The following is a 21,015-nucleotide window of genomic DNA, read 5'->3' as shown; positions in this document are numbered from 1 at the left end:
CCTCTCCCCCGTGGCTACGACGCACCATCTCTCCCAGACGGCGTTCGACCGGCTGAAGGCCGAGTACGACGACCTGACCACCCGCGGCCGCATCGAGATCGCACGCAAGATCGAGACGGCGCGGGAGCTCGGTGACCTCTCCGAGAACGGCGACTACCACGCCGCCAAGGAGGAGCAGGGCCACATGGAGGGGCGCATCGCCCACCTGGCGTCGATGATCGAGAACGCCGAGATCGTCGAGACCCCGGCCGGTGCCGAGGAGGTCCACCCGGGGTCGGTCGTGGCCCTCGCCTACGAGGGTGACGACACCCCCGAGCGCTACCTGATCGGTTCGATCGAGGAGCAGGGCGGCGAGCTCGACGTCATCTCGCTCGGGTCCCCCCTCGGCGAGGCGCTGCTCGGCCGCAAGGTCGGCGACGAGGTGCAGTACGAGACCCCGACCGGCGCCACCCTCACCGTCACGATCCACGAGATCGACAACTAGCGGAGTCGGCCACGGACCCGTCGATCGACGAGCACGCACCGCTCCCCCTGCCGCCGGGACGCCACGTCGAGCTGCCCGGGCGGGGAACGACGTTCGTCCGCGAGCTCGACGGCCCGCGCGACGCACCGCCGCTCCTGCTCCTCCACGGCTGGACCGCCACGGCCGACCTCAACTTCTACGCCATGTTCCCGGAGCTGGCGGGCCGGTACCACGTGCTGGCGATGGACCACCGGGGGCACGGCCGCGGCATCCGCTCGTCCGCTCGCTTCCGCCTGGAGGACTGCGCCGACGACGCCGCGGCCCTGCTCGAGGTGCTCGACGTGCCACCGGCGATCGTCGTCGGCTACTCCATGGGTGGACCGGTCGCCCAGCTCCTGTGGCGCCGGCACCGTGAGCGCGTGGAGGGCCTGGTCCTGTGCGCCACGAGCCGCAACTTCGCCGGCAGCCCGACGGCGAAGGCCACGTTCTCGCTGTTCCCCCCGGTCGCTCTGGCCGGCCGGGTCGTGCCCGAGTCCATCCGGGCGGCGGCGTTCGAGCGGCTGCTCGCCCGGCGCAACGCGGGTGCCACCGAGTGGTTCCAGTCGGAGATGCTCCTGCACGACCCTGTCGCGCTGGCCGAGGCGGGCGGGGCGATCGGTCGGTTCACCTCCCACGAGTGGATCGGCGAGGTCGACGTGCCGACCGCCGTCGTCGTGACCGAGTACGACCAGGTCGTGCCGCCGTCGCGCCAGCTGAAGCTGGCGGCCGCGATCCCGGGGACGACCGTGCACCGGGTCCCGGGGCAGCACACGGTGGTCGCGACCGAGCCCCACCTGTTCGCCCCCGTGCTGCGGGACGCCCTGGCGTCGGTCGTCGCCCGGCTCAGGACGCGGGGCGAACGCCGCTGACCCCGTCGGCGCCGCCAGACCACGCGCCGTGCCCCTGAGCGCACGGGTGGTGGTCAACTAGCCTCGGGAGATGGACTCGGGGACCCAGCGGCCGGGACGCGCGCGCCCGGCGCAACGGGCCGAGCCGAGGTCCGTGGCGACCGTCCTCCGCGTCGCCGTCGTCGGTGCCGTCGCCCTCGTGGCGCTGGTCGCCGTCGGCGCTGTGGTCGCCCTCGGTGCGACCTCCGACGGCATCGACGAGGTCACGCAGTCGATCGAGCCCACCCTCGACGCCAACGCCGCCCTCCTCCAGACCATGACCGACGCCGAGTCGGGCGAGCGAGGCTTCATCGCCACGGGCGACGAGCGGTTCCTCGAGGCCTACGACGACGCGCTCGCCGACCTGCCGGACCTCGATCAGGCGCTGCGGGCGGCCGCGGTGGACGACGCCGAGCTCGACCAGCTGCTCGACGCCCAGGAGGACGCGCGCAACGTCTGGATCGAGGAGTTCGCCGAGGAGGTCATCGCCACCGCCCGCGACGATCGGGTCGCGGCGTCCCGTCGTGCCGCCACGGGCGAGGGCCGGCGTCGGTTCATCGCACTGCGGATCGCCAACGACGCCGTCGAGGCCCACCTCGTCGGCGAGAGGACCGCCGCCCTCGACCGCATCGACCGCACCGAGCGCCGTGTCCGGATGGCGACGCTCGGCACGATCGGCATGGGGGTCGTGGCTGCGTTCGCCCTGGCAGCGTTCGGCCACCGCCAGGTCGTCGAGCCGCTCGACGAGCTCAACCGGGCGCTCGAGCGCATCCGCGACGGCGACCACGAGATCGTGGTCGCCCGGCGCGGGCCACGGGAGCTGCGCGCCCTGGCCGACGCCGTCGACGAGGTCGCACGGGCGGCCGGCACCGCGGCCGTCGAGGCCGGCCATCGTGAAGCCCACCACCGTCGGACCAACCGCCTCAGCGGTGCCGTGCGCGCCACGCTCGACACCGACGAGATCTGCCGCATCGCGGCCCGGGAGGTCTGCGAGCTCCTCGACGCCGCTGCCGTCGACGTCGTCCTCGATGCCGTCACCCCGGCTCGCCGGGTTCGCTGGCCCGATCCTCTGACCGAGGAGCACGGATGGGCGGCGGGTCTCGAGCCGGCACTCGTCCGCGACCTCGAAGAGGCTGGGGTCGTGCACGAGGTGGGTGACACGGACGCCCCGGCGTGGGCAGCGAGCGCCGTGCTCCTGGGCGACCGGCGTGTCGGAGCGATCGTCGTCGCCGACGCATCCGCTCGCGCCTGGGACTCCTACGACCTCCAGCTCCTGCAGGTGGCAGGGCGCGAGGTCGGCGCCGCCATCGAGCACGCACGGCTGCTCGAGGAGGAGCGGGAGGTCGTCGCCGACCTCCACGCCCTCGACGCCGCCCGGTCCGAGTTCGTCAGCTCGGTGTCGCACGAGCTCCGGACACCGCTCGCCAGCATCATCGGCTACACCGAGATGCTGCTCGACGGCGACGCCGGAGAGGTGGCACCCCCGCAACGCAGCATGCTCGACGCCGTCGAGCGCAACGCCCGGCGGCTCCTGTCACTGGTCGAGGACCTCCTCATCGTGGCTCGGATCGAGGCCGGGCGCTTCGAGCTCGAGGTCGGCCCCGTCGATGTCGTCCGGGTCATCGAGGCGGCCGTCGACTCCGTCGACGCCACGAGCCGCCGCCGAGCGCTGGCCCTCACCATGGAGAACGCTCCCGACCTCCCGACCATCACCGGCGACGCCCGTCACCTCGAGCGGGTCGTGCTCAACCTGCTCAGCAACGCCATCAAGTTCACCCCCGACGACGGATCGGTGAGGGTCACGGCCCGACCCGACGGCGACGGCGTCGCGATCGAGGTCGCCGACACCGGCCTCGGCATCCCCGAAGCCGAGCAGGCGACCATCTTCGAGCGGTTCGCTCGCTCGTCGATCTCACGCCGGCGCGCCGTGCAGGGCACGGGCCTCGGCCTCGCGATCGTGCGCACCATCGTCGAGGCCCATGACGGGACCGTCGAGGTCCGATCGACCGAGGGCGAGGGCACCACGTTCACCGTGCGCCTGCCTCGCCACCCGGCCCCCACCGCCCACCGACAGGAGGACTCGTGACCACCGTGCTCATCGCGGACGACGATCCCGACATCCTCGAGCTCGTGAGGTTCAAGCTCGAGACCGCGGGGCTGGAGGTGGTCGCGACATCGGACGGCCAGTCGGCGCTCGACGCCGCCCTCGCCGATCCGCCGGCCCTCGCCGTGCTCGACGTGATGATGCCGCGCCTCTCGGGCATCGAGGTGTGTCGCTCGCTGAAGTCCACGCCGGCCACGGCGGGCGTCCCCGTGATGCTGCTGACGGCCCGGTCCCAGGAGGTCGATGTCGAGCGCGGCTTCGGCGTCGGTGCCGACGACTACCTCATCAAGCCCTTCAGCCCGCGGGAGCTGCTCACCCGGGTGAGGGCGCTGATCGGACGGGGCGACACCGCGTGAGCGACGTCCTCGTCGCGACACTTGCGGTCCTGACGGCGACGATCGTCGCCCTCCTCCTCCTCACCGCAGGTGCGCGCACGGTCCGACTCGTCGCGGCACGCCGCCGCCACGGCCGGGTGCAGCGCCTCCGTCCGCTCGTCGCCCAGCTCGCAGCTGCCGACGACGACCTCCCGCCCACCCTGCCCCCTGGGCTCACCCACCACGACCTCGCGACCCTGGAGCAGGTGGCGCTCGACGTGCTGCCGAAGGTGCGCGGCCGAGGACGGAGCCAGCTCGTCGATCTCCTCGTGGCGCGCGGCCTGGCCGACGACGCGCGCCGCCGGCTGCGTCGCCCCGGGCCGGTCGGGCGGGCGCGGGCCGTGCTCGTGATCGGCGCGCTCGGCATTGACACCGCCACCAACGAGGTGGTCGGAGCCCTGTCCGACCGGCACCCCGAGGTGAGGATCGCCGCCGTGAGGGCGCTCGGCCAACTCTCCAGCGCCCAGGCGGTCGACGCCCTCGTCGCCTGCCTCTCGGCGCCCGATCGCTACCCGGCGGGCCTCGTCGGCGCCGCACTCGCGGGCCACGGGACGCGTTCGGGCGCTGCGCTCGTCAGCTGCCTGCACGACGGGCCCCCCATCGCCCGCACCGTCGCCGCGCAGGTGCTCGGCGCCACGCACGCGCAGAGCGCCCGAACGGCGCTGGTCGACCGGCTCGCCCACGACGCCGAGCCGGGTGTGCGCCGGGCCGCGGCCGGCGCGCTCGGTCGCATCGGGTCGCCCCGATCGGTCGACGCTCTAGTGGAGGCATCGCTGCACGACCCGTCGCCCGAGGTGCGCGCCGCAGCGCTCAGCGCCCTCGGCGACGTCGGCGACACGCGCGCCGTGCCGGTCCTGCGGGACGCGGTCGGCCATCCCCACCACGAGGTGGCATCGAGCGCGGCAGCCGCGCTCACCCGCGTGGGCGAGGCTGGGCCGGCGGCGCTGGAGAGCCTCGCCGCGACCGCAGCGACTCGCCCCGGCCGCTACGCCCAGGCCGCGCTCGCCGAGCTGCGGCGTGCGGGGGCCGGCACCCGATGACCGCGGTCGCCGCCGATGCGCTGCTCGGCTTCCAGTGGTTCGTGCTCGTGTACTTCGTGGCGCTGAACAGCACCTACCTCGGCCTGCTGGTGCTCGCGGCCGGCGACGTGGTGGCCTACGTGCGGCGACGGGACGTCGTCTCCGATCTCGCGCTGTTCGAGAGCCCCCTGACACCGGCGGCGTCGATCATCGTGCCGGCCTTCAACGAGGAGGCCGGCATCGTCCAGAGCGTCACCGCCCTGCAGGCCCAGCGGTACCCGACGTTCGAGGTCGTCGTGGTGGACGACGGCTCCACCGATGCCACCTTCTCCCGCCTCCACGAGGCGCTCGACCTCGTCGAGGTCCCGCGCGTCATCCCCGACACCGTCCCCACGCGTGGCGAGGTGCGCAGCGTCCACGTCCCACGGGACGGCGCGCCGGTGACCGTCGTGCGGAAGGTCGGGATGGGCCGCAAGACCGACGCGCTGAACGTGGGCATCAACGCCTCGCGGCACCCTCTCCTCTGCATGGTGGACGCCGACGCCGTCCTCGATCCCGATGCGCTCCTGCGCGTGATGACGCCGTTCATCGAGGACCCGCGCGTGGTCGCGACCGGCGGCGCCGTGCGTGCCGTGAACGACTCGGTCGTCGTGCAGGGGCACCTCGTGGAGCCGCGGCTGCCGCGCCGCTGGATCGCCCGCGTCCAGGTCGTCGAGTACCTCCGAGCGTTCCTCTTCGGACGGTCCGGGTGGTCGCGGCTGTCGGCGCTGCTCATCATCTCCGGCGCGTTCGGCGGGTTCCGGCGGGAGGAGGTGGTCGCCATCGGCGGCTACGACGACGACTCGATCGGCGAGGACGCCGACCTCGTGACACGGCTCCATCGCCACTGCCGCGAGCGGGGCCAGGACTACCGGATCCGGTTCGTCCCCGAACCCGTGTGCTGGACGGAGGTCCCCGAGACGCTCACGATCCTCGCCCGCCAGCGCCGCCGCTGGAGCCACGGGCTCGCGGACACGCTGTCGCGCAACCGACGCATGATCGGCCGACCGCGCTACGGGCCGGTAGGTGTCGCGGCCCTGCCGTACTTCGTGGTGTTCGAGCTCATCGGCCCCGCCGTCGAGCTGGTCGGGCTCCTGACCCTCGTGCTCGGGCTGTCGCTCGGTGTGCTCTCGCCGGAGTTCGGCGCCCTCTTCATCGGCGTGGCCTTCGGGTACGGCCTGCTCCTGTCGGTGGTGTCGATCACCACCGACCAGCTGTCGTTCCACCGCTACGACCGGTGGCGCGACCTGCTCCCCGCTCTGGTGGCCGCCGTCATCGAGAACGTCGGCTACCGGCAGCTGCACTGCTGGTGGCGGCTCCAGGGGGCGTGGTCCTCGCTACGGGGGACGGCGCGCGAGTGGGGGGCGATGGAGCGGCGCGGCTTCGCGTCGAGCCCGCCCGCTCGGTGACCGGCGCTCAGCCGGGGGCGACCCGCCCGAGGGCACCCTCGACCGCGTGGGCGGCGGCGACGACGGCGTCGCCGTGGCGGGCACCCGGCTCCCGGCCGATGCGGTCGATCGGCCCGGACACGCTCACCGCGGCGATGACCTGGCCGTCCGGCGAGATCACGGGGGCGCTGACCGATGCCACGCCGGCCTCCCGCTCACCGACGCTGTCGATCCACCCCGTCCCGTCGCCGGTGTCGCCGGAGAGCACGTGGCCGGCGGACCCGGCGTCGAGGGGCAGGGCGGCGCCGACGGGCACGATCGTGCGGAGCCCGTGGGGGGACTCGAGGGAGACGACGCACACGCGCACGTCGCCGTCGCGGACGTAGAGCTGGGCGCTCTCGCCGGTGCGGTCCCGCAGCTCCTCGAGCGCAGGGCGGGCGGCATCGGGCAGCTGGAGGGCCTGCGCCGCGGCACGGCCCAGCGCGACGAGGCGGAGCCCGGGCGCGAAGCGGCCGTCGGCGTCGCGACGGAGGAGCCCGTGGCCCTCCAGCGCGACGGCGAGGCGGTGCGCGGTGGCGCGGGGCAGACCGGTCTCGACGATGAGGGAGGTGAGGTCGAGCGGACGTTCCTCGACGGCGGCGAGGATCCGAGCCGCCTTGTCGATGACACCGACGCCGGTTACCGTAGGTTCCACGGGACGGGAGCTTAGTCCCACATCATGAGACCTTCGCAAGTCGAAGGCACCGCACGTCGAAAGTGAACGCAACATGAGCGAGCGGCCGAGGACCCTGGCCGAGAAGATCTGGGACCGCCACGTCGTCCACCGGGGCGACGGCGAGCCGGACCTGCTCTACATCGATCTCCACCTCGTGCACGAGGTGACCTCGCCCCAGGCCTTCGACGGCCTCCGGATGAACGGGCGCACGGTCCGACGGCCCGATCTCACGGTCGCCACCGAGGACCACAACGTGCCCACCGCCGACATCGACCAGCCGATCGCGGATCCGATCTCGCGCACCCAGGTCGAGACGCTGCGTCGCAACGCCGCCGAGTTCGGCGTCACGCTGCACCCGATGGGCACCCCGGGCCAGGGCATCGTCCACGTCATCGGGCCCGAGCAGGGCCTCACCCAGCCGGGCATGACCATCGTGTGCGGCGACTCGCACACCTCGACCCACGGCGCGTTCGGCGCGCTGGCGTTCGGCATCGGCACGAGCGAGGTCGAGCACGTGCTCGCCACCCAGACGCTCCCCCAGCAGCGGCCGGGGACGATGGCGGTCACCATCGAGGGCACGCCGCCGGCGGGCACGACCGCCAAGGACCTGATCCTCGCCGTCATCGGCCGCATCGGCACGGGCGGCGGCATCGGCTCGATCATCGAGTACCGGGGGGAGGCGATCCGCGCCCTGTCGATGGAAGGGCGCATGACCGTCTGCAACATGTCGATCGAGGCCGGGGCCAAGGCCGGGCTCATCGCACCCGACGAGGTCACCTTCGAGTACCTGGAGGGGCGGACCCACGCGCCGACCGGTGCCGACTGGGACGCTGCGGTCGCCGACTGGCGCACGCTCGTCACCGACGAGGGCGCGGTCTTCGACAAGGAGGTCGTGCTCGACGCTGCGGAGATCCGGCCGCACGTCTCGTGGGGCACGAACCCCTCGCAGGTCGCACCGCTCGACGCCGCCGTGCCCGACCCGGCGTCGTTCGCCGAGGCCTCGGCGCGGGAAGCCGCCCAGCGGGCGCTCGACTACATGGGCCTCGAGGCCGGCACGCCGTTCCGCGACGTGGCGGTCGACACGGTGTTCATCGGCTCGTGCACGAACAGCCGCATCGAGGACCTGCGGGCTGCCGCCGACGTGGCCCGGGGCCGCCGGGTGCGCGACGGCGTGCGGACCCTCGTCGTCCCCGGCTCGTTCGCGGTCAAGCACCAGGCCGAGGCCGAGGGGCTGGACGAGGTGTTCCGCGCCGCCGGGTTCGACTGGCGCGAGCCGGGCTGCTCCATGTGCCTGGCGATGAACCCCGACAAGCTCGCCCCTGGCGAGCGCTGCGCGTCGACCAGCAACCGCAACTTCGAGGGCCGGCAGGGACGGGGCGGGCGCACCCACCTCGTCTCCCCCGCCGTCGCTGCCGCCACCGCCATCGCCGGGCGGTTCGCCACGCCCGACGACCTCGACTGACCCGATCTCCCGGAAGGACCACCCGCACCCCATGGACGCCGTCCGCATCGTCTCCGGCACCGCGGTCCCGCTCGACCGCTCCGACGTCGACACCGACCAGATCATCCCGTCCGACTGGCTGAAGCGCGTCGAGCGCACCGGGTTCGGCGTCGGCCTGTTCTCGGAGTGGCGCGACGACCGAGACTTCGTGCTCAACCAGCCCCAGTACGCCGGTGCGTCGATCCTCATCGGCGGCCCGAACTTCGGGACCGGCTCCTCCCGGGAGCACGCCGTGTGGGCGATCATGGACTACGGGTTCCAGGCCGTGATCTCGCCCCGCTTCGGCGACATCTTCCGCAACAACTCGACGAAGAACGGGCTCGTGCCCGTGCAGGTGTCGGCCGAGGTCGGCGAGCGGCTGATGCGGGCGGTCGAGGAGGACCCGACGCTCGAGATCACGATCGACGTGGACCGCCGGGTGGTGGCCGCGCCGGCGATCGGCGTCGAGGAGCCGTTCCCGCTCGACGACGCCACCCGCGAGCGCTTCCTCGAGGGGCTCGACGACATCGGCATCACGCTGCGCTACGCCGACGACATCACCGACTTCGAGGCCCGCCGCCCCTCCTGGGCCGTCTCCGTCACCGACTGACCGCCGTCACCGCTTGACCCGCCGCCCCGCCCGTTTGGCGGCGATTCGGCGTCGATTCGCCGCCAACGTGCGGCGGAGGTGAGCTAGGGGGTGCGGCTGGCGGCGTGCACCGACGTGATGCCGTCGGCTGCGGCCAACGTCTCCACGACCTCGCCCGGCACCGGCTGGCTCGTCGCGATCACCATCAGCGCCGATTCGCCGGCCGGCGACTGCCCCACACCCATGTCGGCGATGTTCACGCCGGCGTCGCCGAGGATCGTGCCCACCTTGCCGATCACGCCCGGCCGGTCGTCGTTGCGGATGAACACCATGTGGGCCGCCGGTGGCACGTCGACCGCGTGGTCGTCCACCATCACGATGCGGGCCTCCCCCCGGGGTCCGGCCAACGTCCCGGCGATCGAGTGGTCGCCCGCCCGCAGCGTCACGAGGTTGACGAACTCCTGGCTCGACTCGGTCTTGACCTCCCGGATCTTCAGGCCACGCGACTCGGCGAGCTGCGGAGCGTTCACGTAGGTGACCGGCTCCTCGGTGAGGTTCGACAGCAGGCCTCGCAGCACCGACAGGGTCATGATCCGGGTGTCGTACTCCGCCAGGTTCCCCTGGTACTCGATCTCGACCGTCTCGGGCATCCCATCGGTCAGCCCGAAGAAGAGCGTCCCGAGCCGCTCGGCGAGCGGCAGGAACGGCTGGATCTCCTCGGCCGCCTCGCTCGCCTGGATGTTCACGGCGAAGGGCACGAAGTCGCCGGCGAGCGCCAGCGCCACCTGCTCGGCGACGATCACGCCCGCCTTGTCCTGCGCCTCGGTGGTGCTCGCCCCGAGGTGCGGCGTGGCGACGACGCTGTCGAGCGCGAACAGCGGCGACTCGGTCATCGGCTCCTCGGCGAAGACGTCGAGCGCCGCGCCCCCGACGTGGCCGGACTCGATGGCCCGGGCCAGCGCGGCCTCGTCGATGATGCCGCCACGGGCCACGTTGACGATCCGCAGGCCGGGCTTGGCCGACGCCAGGAGCTCCTCGCCGACGAGCCCGGTGCTCTCCTTCGTCTTCAGCAGGTGGATGGTCACGAAGTCCGACTCGGCGAAGAGCCGGTCGATCTCCATCATCTCGATCCCGAGCTGGCGACCCCGCTCGACCGACACCCACGGGTCCCACGCCACGAGGCGCATCCCGAACGACAGCGCCCGCTGGGCGACCAGCGTGCCGATGCGGCCGAGCCCGAGCACGCCGAGCGTCTTGCCGTGCAGCTCGGTGCCCTCCCACTTCGACTTCTCCCACCGGCCGTCGCGGAGCGCACCGTGCGCCTGGGGGATGTTGCGGGCCTGGGCCAGGAGCATCGCCATCGTGTGCTCGGCCGTCGACAGGCTGTTCGAGCCGGGTGCGTTGGCGACCATCACGCCACGGGTCGTCGCCGCCTGGACGTCGACGTTGTCGACGCCGAGGCCCGCCCGACCGACGACGACGAGGTCCGTCCCGGCCTCCAGCACTTCGGCCGTCACCTTGGTGGCCGACCGGATGATCAGCGCCTGCGCCCCGGCCACCGCCTCGAGGAGCTGCTCGGGCGAGAGCCCGAGCTGGACGTCGACGTCGTGCCCCGCCTCACGGAGCCGGTCGAGACCGGAGTCGGCGATCTTCTCGGTGACCAGGATGCGCGCCATATCCGCCCATCATGGGGCCTCGTCGCCGGGAGTCGCCAAACCGATGCGGACGCCGCCGGGACGAGCCGCTCAGGCGCCCCGCAGCTCGACCGGGTCGATCCGATCGGCGGGCTCGAACCCCAGCACGTGGCCGTAGAACCAGAGCTCGGCCTCGAGCACCCGCCGGATGTTCTCCGCCCGACGGAAGCCGTGCTGCTCGCCCTCGAAGGCGACGTAGGCGACGGGCACGCCCCGCTCCTCCAGCGCCGCGACGATCGCCTCGGACTGGTTCGGCGGCACGATCTCGTCCTCCAGCCCCTGGAACACGATGAGCGGACGGTCGAAGCCGTCGAGGTGGTGGATCGGCGAGCGCTCGGCGTAGACGTCGGACGACTCGGGGTACGGCCCGACCAGACCGTCGAGGTAGCGGGACTCGAACTTGTGGGTGTCGGCGGCGAGGGCCGCCAGATCGGCGACCCCGTAGCTGCTGGCGCCGGCGGCGAACGTGTCGCGGAACGCCAGGGCGGCGAGCGTCGTGAACCCTCCGGCCGAACCGCCCCGGATGAGGAGCCGGTCGCCATCGACGTCACCACGCTCGGCGAGGAACCGTGCGGCGGCCTCGCAGTCGTCGACGTCGACGATCCCCCACGCCCCGTCGAGCTGACGCCGGTACGAGCGGCCGTAGCCCGTCGAGCCGCCGTAGTTGACGTCGACCACGGCGAACCCGCGGCTGGTCCAGAACTGGGTCGCCAGGCTGAGCTGGGGCCGCGCCGCGCTCGTCGGACCGCCGTGGATCGTGACGATGAGCGGCGGCCGCTCCTCGGTCGACGCCGTGACCTCGGGGTTCGTGGGCCGGTACAGGAGGGCGTGCGCGGTGCGCCCGCCGCTGGTCGGGAACTCGATCGGTTCCGGTCGGCTGAACCACTCGGGGGCGAGACCCAGGTCGCGCGACGGACGGAGCACCTCGATCCCCGGCGACCCGGCGTCGGCGAGGTCGACGCGCACCACGGCGGGTTCGGCGTCGGGCGCGGCGGCGACCCCCACGACCCGCCCGTCGCCGTCGAGGCGCAGGGCCGACCAGGCGGTGAACGACGTCGGGACCTCGCGCACCCGACCCTGCTCGACGACCGCGAGGGCGTCGGTGCCGGCGCGGGTGAGGGCGGCGATGATCCGCCCGCGCGCCGGGTCGACGACGTAGCGGGACTGGCCGAACACCCACGGCGGGGTGGCGACCTCGGCATCGACGGGCCCGAGCGGTTCGAGGTCGCCGGTGCCGTCGACCCGGTGCACGTTCCACCACTCCGACCGGTCCGAGACGACGAGCAGGTGCCCGTCCTCGGTCCACTCCGGCTGGACGAGCGCCTCGTCGGGCCCACCGGCCAGGAACGACGGCTCGACGACGTGCGGCAGGGGGCCATCGAGGACGAGGGCCGCCGTCCACAGCTCGGTGCCGTCCCACGGCATGCGCGGGTGATCCCAGACGAGCCAGGCGAGCCGGGTGCCCGTGGGATCGAGCCGGGGGCTCGACACGAAGTCGGTCCCGGCGACGAGCACGACGGGTTCGCCGCCGCCGTCGGCACGGGCGGGGACGGCGACGATCTCGTTGCGGGCCTCGTCGAGGGCCGTCCCGTCGGCGGCGACGTGGCTCTCCCGCACGCACACGATCCAGCCGCCGTCGGAGCTCACCACGCCGTCGGCGAACCTCTCGCCGTGGCGCTGGGCCGGTTCGGGCGTGACCGGGACGGGGGCGTCGTCCCCGGGGCCTCGCCGCCAGATGCGCTGGTCGTCCCAGTTGGCGAACCACAACGTGTCGTCGGCGACCCACCACGCGGCCCCGCCGTACTCGTGCACCCGGGTGCGGGCGGAGTGGGTCGCCGGGACGCGCTCCTGGGCGACGCCCGTGGCGGGGTCCTGGCGGACCACGGTGATGCGTCCGCCCTCGTCGGGACGGCTCTCCGACCACCAGACCGCGCCGGTCGAGGGGTCGACCCGGACGTCCGACAGCCCTGCGGCGGCCCGCACGACGAGCTCGGAGCTGATCGGGGACGGCCAGGTGCCGTACGGGAGGGCGGCGCCGGCGGCCACCGCGGTCAGCTCCCGGCGAGGAGGTCGACGATGCGCTGGATGCCCTCGGCGAGGTCGTCGTCGCCGAGGGCGAACGACAGGCGGGCGTAGCCCGGGGTGCCGAAGGCCTCGCCGGGGACGATCGCCACCCTGGCCTCCTCGAGGAGGAGGTCGGCGAGCTCGAGGGTGTTCGACGGGGTCCGCCCGGCGATCGTGCGGCCGAGGACGCCCTCGAACGACGGGTAGGCGTAGAACGCGCCCTGCGGATCGAGGACCGTCACGCCGTCGATGTCGCGCAGCATCTCGACCATGCGCCGACCCCGTCGCTCGAAGGCCGCGCGCATCTCGGAGACGGCGTCGAGCGGGCCGCTCACGGCGGCGAGCGCGGCGGCCTGGCTCACGTTGGCGACGTTCGAGGTCTGGTGGGACTGGAGGTTCGCGGCGGCCGCCGCGACGTCGGGCGGCGCGATGAGCCAGCCGACCCGCCAGCCGGTCATGGCGTAGGTCTTGGCGACGCCGTTGAGGACGATGCAGCGATCGGCGAGCTCGGGGACGAGCGTCGGCATCGAGGCGAAGGTGTGCTCGCCGTAGGTGAGGTGCTCGTAGATCTCGTCGGTGACCACCCACACGTCGTGCTCGGCTGCCCAACGGCCGATGGCCTCGATCTCCTCCGCCGGGTAGACGGCGCCGCTCGGGTTCGACGGCGACACGAAGACGAGGGCCTTGGTGCGGTCGGTGCGAGCGGCCTCGAGCTGGTCGACGGTGACCCGGAATCCCGACGCCGCGTCGGTGGGCACGACGACGGAGGAGGCACCGGCGAGCGCGATCGGCTCGGGGTAGGTCGTCCAGTACGGCGCGGGGAGGAGGACCTCGTCGCCGGGGTCGAGCAGGACGGTGAAGGCGTTGTACACGGCGTGCTTGCCGCCGTTGGTGACGACGACCTGGCTCGGATCGACCTGGTAGCCGGAGTCGCGTGCGGTCTTGGTGGCGATGGCCTCGCGCAGCTGGGGCAGCCCGGCCGCCGGCGTGTAGCGGTGCATGGCGGGGTCGGTGCAGGCGGCTGCGGCGGCCTCGACCACGTAGGCGGGGGTGGAGAAGTCGGGTTCGCCGGCGCCGAAGCCGATGACGGGCTCGCCCGCGGCCTTCAGGGCCTTGGCCTTGGCGTCGACGGCGAGGGTGGCCGACGGGGCGATGGCGGCGACGCGCGCCGAGATGCGGTGGGGGGACATGATCGGATTCGCTCCTCTGATCGTCGCCCGCGATAGTGGCACGCGTGAGCGCGACCCTCCCCCAGATCGAGATCCCGGCCGACCTGCGACCGTCCGACGGGCGGTTCGGCAGCGGGCCCTCGCTCGTGCGTCAGGAGGCCGTCGACGCCCTGGCGGCGGCGGCTCCCACCTACCTCGGCACCTCGCACCGCCAGCCGGCGGTCCAGTTCGTGGTCGGGGCGCTGCGCAACGGGTTGGCGGAGATGTTCGCCCTCCCCGACGGCTACGAGATCATCCTCGGCAACGGCGGCACCACCGTGTTCTGGGATGCCGCGCTGTTCGGCCTGATCGAGCGTCGCAGCCAGCACCTGTCGTTCGGCGAGTTCTCGTCCAAGTTCGCAGCGGGCGCCGCCGCCGCCCCGTTCCTCGACGACCCGATCGTGATCTCCTCCGAGCCGGGCACCCACCCCGAGCTGGCCGCGGATCCGTCGGTCGACCTGTACGCGTTGACCCAGAACGAGACGTCGACGGGCGTGATGATGCCGCTGGCCCGTCCCGCCGGGATCTCCTCGTCCGACGCGCTGGTCGCGGTCGACGCCACGTCGGCGGCCGGCGGCCTGCGGTTCGACGCGCGCGAGGTCGACGTCTACTACTTCGCCCCTCAGAAGGCGCTGGCGTCGGACGGCGGGCTGTGGATCGCCGCGGTCTCTCCCGCCGCCATCGAGCGGATCGAGCGGATCGCGGCGTCCGACCGGTGGATCCCCACCTCGATCGACCTGAAGACGGCGCTCGACAACTCCCGCAAGGACCAGACCTACAACACGCCGGCGCTGGCCACGCTGTTCCTCACCGTGCAGCAGGTCGAGTGGATCAACGGCAACGGCGGGCTCGAGTGGGCGGCGTCGCGCTGCGACCGGTCGGCCGAGGCGATCTACGGGTGGGCGGAGCGGTCGTCGGTCGCGACGCCGTTCGTAGCCGATCCTGCCGCGCGGTCGCACACCGTGGCCACGATCGACCTCGACGACGCCGTGGATGCGACGACGGTCTCGAAGGTGCTCGCGCAGAACGGGGTGCTCGACACGTTCTCGTACCGCAAGCTGGGCCGCAACCAGCTGCGGATCGCGCTGTTCCCGGCGATCGACCCCGCCGACGTGGAGGCCCTGACCCGCTGCATCGACTTCGTGGTCGAGCGCCTGGCCTGACGGGGCGGAGCCCCCCCACCCCCCACCCCCCATCGCCACGCGCCGCCCGTTAGGCGGCGAATCGATGTCGAATCCCCGCCAACTGGGCGCTGGCTGGTGAGGGTCGGAGGTGGTCGGCAGGGCAGGCCGGTTGGGCGGGAGCGAGCGAGCGGGGCGCCCCCGCCGTCGCTGTCACACCCGCTCGGCATGATGTCCCTGTCGCTGCCGGCGCTCGCCGCCCGACCGGTCGACGCCCCCGGCGGGCGTCCCACGACGGAGCCGTCCCAGGCCCACGCCGGGACACCGACGCGAGGACCGCCCCCATGACGCCACCGCACGCACCGCGCCCCCACCCCGGGGAGTCGCACCGTCGCCTCGCTCCCAACCGACGCCACGCCGGGCTCTCGGTCGGCGAGCGTCGCCTCCTCCAGATCGAGCGGGACGCCGCGCTCCACGCCCTCAGCGAGATCGACGCCCACCTCGTCGCGCTCACGGACCGGCGCATCGCCGTCCTGGACCACCTCGGCACGGTGCGGGAGCAGCTCTGGCCCGTCGCCCCCCATCCGCACGGCCGACGCCCGCCGGCCCACGACCAGGCGCCCCTCGCACCCCTCCACCCCGACGCCCGGCCGCTGTGGGGGCGCCGGCTCCGCTCCACCTGCCTCGCCGTCCTGCGCCGCCACGGTGCGCTGTCCCTACGGGAGCTCCACGACCTCCTCCACCGGTACGGCTACGAGATCGACAGCCCCACAGCGGTGAAGGCGCTCGGCGACGCCATGGGCTACGAGGTCGACCAGGGGCGGGCCGTGCGCGTGCGCCGGGGCGTCTACGCCCTCCACGGCTCGTTCCGCCCACGCCCGGGCCGCCACGGGTCGATCCCGCTCCCAGGGTCAGGTGTGCAGGCGGCGACCGCGTGGCGCGATCCCCGCCCGCACACCGACCCCTCGCCGGGTCCGCCGCCGGACGTGGAGATCAGGGAGGACCCGGTCGGCGTGGAGCCGCCGGGCAGCGCGACGCCCTCAGGCGCCAGCTGCGGCCGCGAACCCCTTCTCGAGGTCGGCCAGGATGTCCTCGATCGTCTCGATGCCGACGGACAGTCGGACGAGCCCCGGCTCGACGCCGGAGAAGAGCTGCTCCTGCTCGGTGAGCTGGGAGTGCGTGGTCGAGGCCGGGTGGATGACCAGGCTGCGGGTGTCGCCGAGGTTGGCGACGTGGTGGTGCAGCTCGAGCGCCTCGACGAAGCGCCGCCCCGCCTCGCGCCCGCCCTTGATGATGAACGACGGCACCGAGCCCGTGCCCTTGGGGGCGTACTTCTGGCCCTTCTCGAACCACGGGCTCGACGCCAGACCGGCGTAGTTCACCGACTCCACCTGGTCGTGCCCGTCGAGGAACGCGGCGACGGCCTTGGCGTTCTCCACGTGGCGCTCCATCCGCAGCGACAACGTCTGGATGCCCTGGAGGAACAGGAACACGTTCTGGGGCGCGATCGCCGGCCCCATGTCCCGCAGCAGCTGGACCCGCGCCTTCGCGATGTAGGCGCCGTGGCCGAGCATCGGGAAGTACTGCAGGCCGTGGTAGCTCGGGTCGGGCTCGGTGAAGTTCGGGAAGCGACCGCTCGCGGCGTAGTCGAACGTGCCACCGTCGACGATCACGCCGCCGATGGCGTTGCCGTGGCCACCGAGGAACTTCGTCGCCGAGTGCACGACGATGTCGGCGCCCCACTCGATCGGGCGGATGAGGTAGGGCGTGGCCACCGTGTTGTCGATGATCAGCGGCACGCCGTTCTCGTGGGCGATCGCAGCGACGGCCTCGATGTCGAAGACGTCGTTGCGGGGGTTGCCGATCGACTCGCCGTAGAACGCCTTGGTGTTGTCCCGCACGGCGCTGCGCCAGGCGTCGAGGTCGTCGGGGTCCTCCACGAACGAGACCTCGATGCCGAGCTTCGGCAGCGTGTAGTGGAACAGGTTGTAGGTGCCGCCGTAGAGCGACGCCGACGAGACGATGTGGCTGCCCGCCTCGGCCAGGTTGAGGATCGCCAGGGTCTCCGCCGCCTGACCGCTCGCCACCGCGAGGGCGCCGGGGACCCCGGCTGCGGTCGAGGCGATCCCGCCCTCGAGGTCCGCCATCCGGGCCTCGAACACCATCTGGGTGGGGTTCATGATCCGGGTGTAGATGTTGCCGGGCGCCTGCAGCGCGAAGAGCTGCGCCGCGTGCTCGCTGTCGTCGAACTGGTACGCCGTCGTCTGGTAGATCGGCGTGACGACGGCACCCGTCGCCGGGTCGGGCGACTGCCCGGCGTGGATCTGGCGGGTCTCGAAGCCCTGGGCGCGGTCGGTCATCGGCACTCCTCGGTCGTGGTGGACAGGCGGGTCACGGTACCAAAAGCCGACCGAACAGGTCGGGTATTGCTCAGCCCTGGCCGCCGGAGGCGTCCTGCACGCGGGTCTTGCCCGCCGCGATCCACGGCATCATCGCTCGCAGCTCCTCGCCCACCTTCTCGATCGGGTGGTCGTGGCCCGCCTTCTCGAGCTCGTGGAACCGGGCGCGGCCCGAGCGGCTCTCCTCGATCCACTCCTCGGCGAACTTCCCGCTCTGGATCTCCGAGAGGATCGTGCGCATCTCGGCCTTCACGGCGTCGCCGATGATGCGCGGACCGCGGGTCAGGTCGCCGTACTCCGCGGTGTCCGACACCGAGTAGCGCATGCCGCCGATGCCCTGCTCGTACATCAGGTCGACGATGAGCTTCAGCTCGTGGAGGCACTCGAAGTACGCGGACTCGGGCTGGTACCCGGCCTCGACGAGGGTCTCGAACCCGGCCTGGACCAGCGCGGTCACGCCGCCGCAGAGGACGACCTGCTCGCCGAACAGGTCGGTCTCGGTCTCCTCCTCGAAGGTGGTCTCGAGCACGCCGGCGCGCGTGCCGCCGATGGCGTCGGCGTAGGCGAGGGCGAGGTCGCGGGCCGAGCCCGTCGCGTCCTGGGAGACCGCGATGAGGCACGGCACGCCGCCGCCCTCCTCGTAGGTGCGCCGCACCAGGTGGCCGGGGCCCTTCGGCGCCACCATGGCCACGTCGACGCCGGCGGGCGGGACGATCTGGTCGAACCGGATGTTGAACCCGTGGGCGAAGAACAGGGCGTCGCCGTCGGAGAGGTGCGGCGCGATCGACTCCTCGTACACCGCCTTCTGCTCGGTGTCGGGCAGCAGGATCATGATGAGGTCGGCCTCCGCGGCGGCGTCGGCGACGTTGAGCACCCGCAGCCCCGCCTCGGTGGCCTTCGCGACCGACGAGGAGCCCTCACGCAGGCCGACGCGAACGTCGATGCCCGACTCCTTCAGGTTCAGCGCGTGGGCGTGGCCCTGCGAGCCGTAGCCGATCACCGCGACCTTGCGGTCCGCGATGAGCGACCGGTCGGCGTCCTTCTCGTAGTACACGTTGGCCACTGGGGGGTTTCTCCTGTTCACACGGTCCGGTCGAGCTTCGGCAGGGCCACACGGCCGGTGCGCTGGAGCTCGACGATGCCATAGGGTCGCAGCAGCGACTCGAAGTCGTCCACCTTGACCGGGTTGCCCTCGAGCGACACCGTCATCTCGGTGTGCCCGACGTTGAGGATCTTGCCCTCGAAGATCTGCACCAGCTCGAGCACGCGGGCCCGGTTCTCGCCCGACGCCCGCACCGTCGCGAGGAGCAGCTCGCGCTCGACCGACTGCCGGGGGTCGAGCTCGCTGATCTTCACGACGTTGATGAGCTTGAACAGCTGCTTGACGATCTGCTCGAGCGGGGCCGACTCGACGTCGACGACGATCGTGATGCGGCTGAACGCCTCGTCGTCGGTCGGCGCGACGGCGAGCGACTCGATGTTGTACCCCCGGCGGGCGAACAGCGACGCCACCCGGGCGAGCACGCCGGCCTTGTTCTCGACGAGGACCGACAGCGTGTGGTGCGTCGGCTCGTGCGCCGCAGCGCTCATCGGGCCTGCCCCTGCTGGGTGGGGTCGACGACGACCTGGCTGTTCGTGGCCCCGGCGGGGACCATCGGGAACACCTTCTCGCGGGCGTCGGTGCGGAAGTCGATGACGACGGGGCGGTCGTTGATCGAGTTCGCCTTCTCGATCGCGGCCGGCACCTCCTCGGGCGACTCGACCCGCATGCCGACGCAGCCCATCGCCTCGGCCCACATCTTGTAGTCGGGCAGGTCGGGCGACAGGTACACCTCGGAGTAGCGCTCCTCGTAGAACATCTCCTGCCACTGGCGGACCATGCCGAGGTACGCGTTGTTGAGGATGGCGACCTTGACCGGGATGCGCTCGGCGGCCGCGGTGACGAGCTCCTGGGCCGTCATCTGGAAGCAGCCGTCGCCGTCGATCGCCCAGACCGTGCGATCGGGACGACCGACCTTGGCGCCGATCGCCGCCGGCACCGAGAAGCCCATGGTGCCGAGCCCACCGGAGTTCACCCAGGTGTAGGGGTGGTCGAAGCGCCAGTACTGGCTCGTCCACATCTGGTGCTGGCCGACACCCGAGATGACGATCGTGTCCTCGGGCGTGGTCGGCGCGTCGCGCAGCTGCTCCAGCACGTACTGGGGCTTCAGCAGCTCGCCCGGCTCGGACGGCTCGTAGGTGAGCGGGAAGCGCTCCTGCCACCCGCTGATCCGCGAGCGCCACTCAGAGCGGTCCGGCTGCGACTCGGCGCCGCCCATCTCCCGGAGGACCCCGACCAGCTCCTCGATCACGAGGCGGCAGTCGCCGACGATCGGGACGTCGGGCCGGCGGACCTTGCCGAGCTCGGCGGGGTCGATGTCGACGTGGATGATCTTGGCGTCGGGGGCGAAGCCGTCGAGCTTGCCCGTGACCCGGTCGTCGAACCGGCTGCCGAGGGCGATGAGCAGGTCGGACTCCTGCATGGCGGTGATGGCGGTGTAGGTGCCGTGCATCCCCGGCATGCCGAGGGCCAGCTCGTGGCTGTCGGGGAACGCACCCCGGGCCATCAGCGTGGTCACGACGTGGATGCCGGTGAGCTCGGCGAGCTCCCGCAGGGCCTCCGCGGCACGGGCCTTGAGGATGCCGCCGCCGGCGTAGATGACGGGGCGACGGGACCGCCCGATGAGCTCGGCCGCCTCGCGGATCTTGCGGTGGTGGCCGACGGTGGTCGGCCGGTAGCCCGGGAGGTCGACGGTCTCGGGCCAGTACCACTCCATCGCCGAGCGGGGGTTCGTCGGGTCGACGATGTCCTTCGGGATGTCGACGAGGACCGGGCCGGGCCGGCCGGTCGTCGCGATGTGGAACGCCTCGCGGATGACCCGGGGGATGTCGGCGGCGTCGGTGACCAGCTCGTTGTGCTTGGTGATCGACCGGGTGATCCCGACGGTGTCGACCTCCTGGAAGGCGTCGGTGCCGATCGACGCCGAGCCGACCTGCCCGGTGATGACGACCATCGGGACCGAGTCCATGAAGGCGTCGGCGAGCGGCGTGACGATGTTGGTCGCCGCCGGACCCGAGGTGACCATGGCGACGCCGGGGCGGCCGGTCACGTGGGCGTAGCCCTCGGCCATGTGGCCGGCGCCCTGCTCGTGACGCACGAGGACGTGACGGATCGGCGAGTCGATGATCGGGTCGTACACCGGGAGGATGGCGCCGCCGGGGAGGCCGAAGATGACCTCCACGCCCTCCATCTCCAGGCTCTTGATCAGGGCTTGTCCACCGTTCATCTGCATGGGGTCCTCGGTCCTACGTGTCGGTGTTGGTGGGCGCGAACAGGGGCGGAAAACGACGACGACCTCCCGTCGTGGGAGGTCGAGGAGCGCACGCGACGGG

General features: G+C 72.6%; 17 protein-coding genes. 9 read left to right on the top strand and 8 right to left on the bottom strand.

Annotated features, from left to right (window positions below):
* Nucleotides 1-10 precede the first annotated feature (10 nt).
* The 6 genes from GH723_RS05985 (at nucleotide 11) to GH723_RS05960 (ending at nucleotide 6,334) form a co-directional block, all read left to right on the top strand.
* The gene (locus tag GH723_RS05985; protein WP_229023109.1) at nucleotides 11-484 is read left to right on the top strand and encodes a GreA/GreB family elongation factor; all 474 of its coding nucleotides are present in this window, start codon (nucleotides 11-13) and stop codon (nucleotides 482-484) included.
* Nucleotides 485-507: 23 nt separating this feature from the next.
* Nucleotides 508-1,371 carry an alpha/beta fold hydrolase gene (locus GH723_RS05980; protein WP_153758801.1) on the top strand — a complete coding sequence of 288 codons (864 nt, stop codon included), beginning with the start codon at nucleotides 508-510 and terminating at the stop codon, nucleotides 1,369-1,371.
* A gap of 70 nt (nucleotides 1,372-1,441) precedes the next feature.
* Nucleotides 1,442-3,475, top strand: a complete 2,034-nt coding sequence (locus GH723_RS05975) for a sensor histidine kinase (protein WP_153758800.1) — start codon at nucleotides 1,442-1,444, stop codon at nucleotides 3,473-3,475.
* Entirely contained in the window at nucleotides 3,472-3,849 is a 378-nt protein-coding gene (locus GH723_RS05970) for a response regulator (RefSeq protein ID WP_153758799.1), read from the top strand. Before GH723_RS05975 ends, GH723_RS05970 begins: the two co-directional genes overlap by 4 nt.
* On the top strand, nucleotides 3,846-4,907 hold the full coding sequence (locus GH723_RS05965; protein ID WP_153758798.1) for a HEAT repeat domain-containing protein: 1,062 nt from the start codon (nucleotides 3,846-3,848) through the stop codon (nucleotides 4,905-4,907). The genes GH723_RS05970 and GH723_RS05965 overlap by 4 nt, the downstream gene beginning before the upstream one ends.
* Nucleotides 4,904-6,334 (top strand): glycosyltransferase family 2 protein, encoded by a 1,431-nt coding sequence (locus GH723_RS05960; protein ID WP_153758797.1) that lies wholly within the window; start codon nucleotides 4,904-4,906, stop codon nucleotides 6,332-6,334. The genes GH723_RS05965 and GH723_RS05960 overlap by 4 nt, the downstream gene beginning before the upstream one ends.
* 7 nt (nucleotides 6,335-6,341) lie before the next feature.
* Here the strand turns inward: GH723_RS05960 and GH723_RS05955 are convergent, their stop codons facing one another.
* Nucleotides 6,342-7,007, bottom strand: a complete 666-nt coding sequence (locus GH723_RS05955) for an IclR family transcriptional regulator (protein ID WP_229023106.1) — start codon at nucleotides 7,005-7,007, stop codon at nucleotides 6,342-6,344.
* A gap of 73 nt (nucleotides 7,008-7,080) precedes the next feature.
* On the opposite strand from GH723_RS05955, the gene leuC reads away from it, so the two are divergent.
* Both leuC and leuD read left to right on the top strand, forming a co-directional pair.
* Nucleotides 7,081-8,490: a 3-isopropylmalate dehydratase large subunit gene (leuC, locus tag GH723_RS05950; RefSeq protein ID WP_153758795.1), complete on the top strand. Its 1,410-nt coding sequence runs from the start codon at nucleotides 7,081-7,083 to the stop codon at nucleotides 8,488-8,490.
* 31 nt (nucleotides 8,491-8,521) lie between these two features.
* Nucleotides 8,522-9,118: a 3-isopropylmalate dehydratase small subunit gene (gene leuD, locus GH723_RS05945; protein WP_153758794.1), complete on the top strand. Its 597-nt coding sequence runs from the start codon at nucleotides 8,522-8,524 to the stop codon at nucleotides 9,116-9,118.
* 83 nt (nucleotides 9,119-9,201) lie between these two features.
* Here the strand turns inward: leuD and serA are convergent, their stop codons facing one another.
* The 3 genes from serA to GH723_RS05930 form a co-directional block, all read right to left on the bottom strand.
* Nucleotides 9,202-10,773 (bottom strand): phosphoglycerate dehydrogenase, encoded by a 1,572-nt coding sequence (gene serA, locus GH723_RS05940; protein ID WP_153758793.1) that lies wholly within the window; start codon nucleotides 10,771-10,773, stop codon nucleotides 9,202-9,204.
* A 69-nt stretch (nucleotides 10,774-10,842) separates the two neighbouring features.
* Entirely contained in the window at nucleotides 10,843-12,837 is a 1,995-nt protein-coding gene (locus GH723_RS05935; RefSeq protein WP_153758792.1) for a S9 family peptidase, read from the bottom strand.
* A gap of 5 nt (nucleotides 12,838-12,842) precedes the next feature.
* Nucleotides 12,843-14,045, bottom strand: a complete 1,203-nt coding sequence (locus GH723_RS05930) for a pyridoxal phosphate-dependent aminotransferase (RefSeq protein WP_153758791.1) — start codon at nucleotides 14,043-14,045, stop codon at nucleotides 12,843-12,845.
* A gap of 44 nt (nucleotides 14,046-14,089) precedes the next feature.
* On the opposite strand from GH723_RS05930, the gene serC reads away from it, so the two are divergent.
* Entirely contained in the window at nucleotides 14,090-15,226 is a 1,137-nt protein-coding gene (gene serC / locus GH723_RS05925; RefSeq protein ID WP_153758790.1) for a phosphoserine transaminase, read from the top strand.
* Between the two features lie 998 nt (nucleotides 15,227-16,224).
* On the opposite strand, the gene GH723_RS05920 is transcribed toward serC, so the two are convergent.
* The 4 genes from GH723_RS05920 to GH723_RS05905 all read right to left on the bottom strand — a co-directional run bounded on the left by GH723_RS05920 (nucleotide 16,225) and on the right by GH723_RS05905 (nucleotide 20,915).
* Nucleotides 16,225-17,544, bottom strand: coding sequence for a bifunctional o-acetylhomoserine/o-acetylserine sulfhydrylase (locus GH723_RS05920; protein ID WP_153758789.1), 1,320 nt, complete (start codon nucleotides 17,542-17,544; stop codon nucleotides 16,225-16,227).
* Nucleotides 17,545-17,614: 70 nt separating this feature from the next.
* Nucleotides 17,615-18,646 (bottom strand): ketol-acid reductoisomerase, encoded by a 1,032-nt coding sequence (gene ilvC, locus GH723_RS05915; protein WP_153758788.1) that lies wholly within the window; start codon nucleotides 18,644-18,646, stop codon nucleotides 17,615-17,617.
* A gap of 17 nt (nucleotides 18,647-18,663) precedes the next feature.
* Nucleotides 18,664-19,173 (bottom strand): acetolactate synthase small subunit, encoded by a 510-nt coding sequence (ilvN, locus tag GH723_RS05910; protein WP_153758787.1) that lies wholly within the window; start codon nucleotides 19,171-19,173, stop codon nucleotides 18,664-18,666.
* Entirely contained in the window at nucleotides 19,170-20,915 is a 1,746-nt protein-coding gene (locus tag GH723_RS05905; protein WP_153758786.1) for an acetolactate synthase large subunit, read from the bottom strand. The genes ilvN and GH723_RS05905 overlap by 4 nt, the downstream gene beginning before the upstream one ends.
* Between the last annotated feature and the right edge of the window lie 100 nt (nucleotides 20,916-21,015).

The organism is Actinomarinicola tropica (assembly GCF_009650215.1).
Lineage (GTDB): Bacteria > Actinomycetota > Acidimicrobiia > Acidimicrobiales > SKKL01 > Actinomarinicola > Actinomarinicola tropica.
Note: the sequence above shows the minus strand (reverse complement) of the source record. Positions and strands in the feature narration are given on the sequence as shown.

Bases quoted from the DNA above. Each gene is read 5' to 3' on its own strand.
- ilvN (WP_153758787.1), bottom strand. From the start codon at position 19,173: ATGAGCGCTGCGGCGCACGAGCCGACGCACCACACGCTGTCGGTCCTC.
- GH723_RS05960 (WP_153758797.1), top strand. From the start codon at position 4,904: ATGACCGCGGTCGCCGCCGATGCGCTGCTCGGCTTCCAGTGGTTCGTG.
- leuC (WP_153758795.1), top strand. From the start codon at position 7,081: ATGAGCGAGCGGCCGAGGACCCTGGCCGAGAAGATCTGGGACCGCCAC.
- serA (WP_153758793.1), bottom strand. From the start codon at position 10,773: ATGGCGCGCATCCTGGTCACCGAGAAGATCGCCGACTCCGGTCTCGAC.
- GH723_RS05930 (WP_153758791.1), bottom strand. From the start codon at position 14,045: ATGTCCCCCCACCGCATCTCGGCGCGCGTCGCCGCCATCGCCCCGTCG.
- GH723_RS05975 (WP_153758800.1), top strand. From the start codon at position 1,442: ATGGACTCGGGGACCCAGCGGCCGGGACGCGCGCGCCCGGCGCAACGG.
- GH723_RS05905 (WP_153758786.1), bottom strand. From the start codon at position 20,915: ATGCAGATGAACGGTGGACAAGCCCTGATCAAGAGCCTGGAGATGGAG.
- GH723_RS05920 (WP_153758789.1), bottom strand. From the start codon at position 17,544: ATGACCGACCGCGCCCAGGGCTTCGAGACCCGCCAGATCCACGCCGGG.
- leuD (WP_153758794.1), top strand. From the start codon at position 8,522: ATGGACGCCGTCCGCATCGTCTCCGGCACCGCGGTCCCGCTCGACCGC.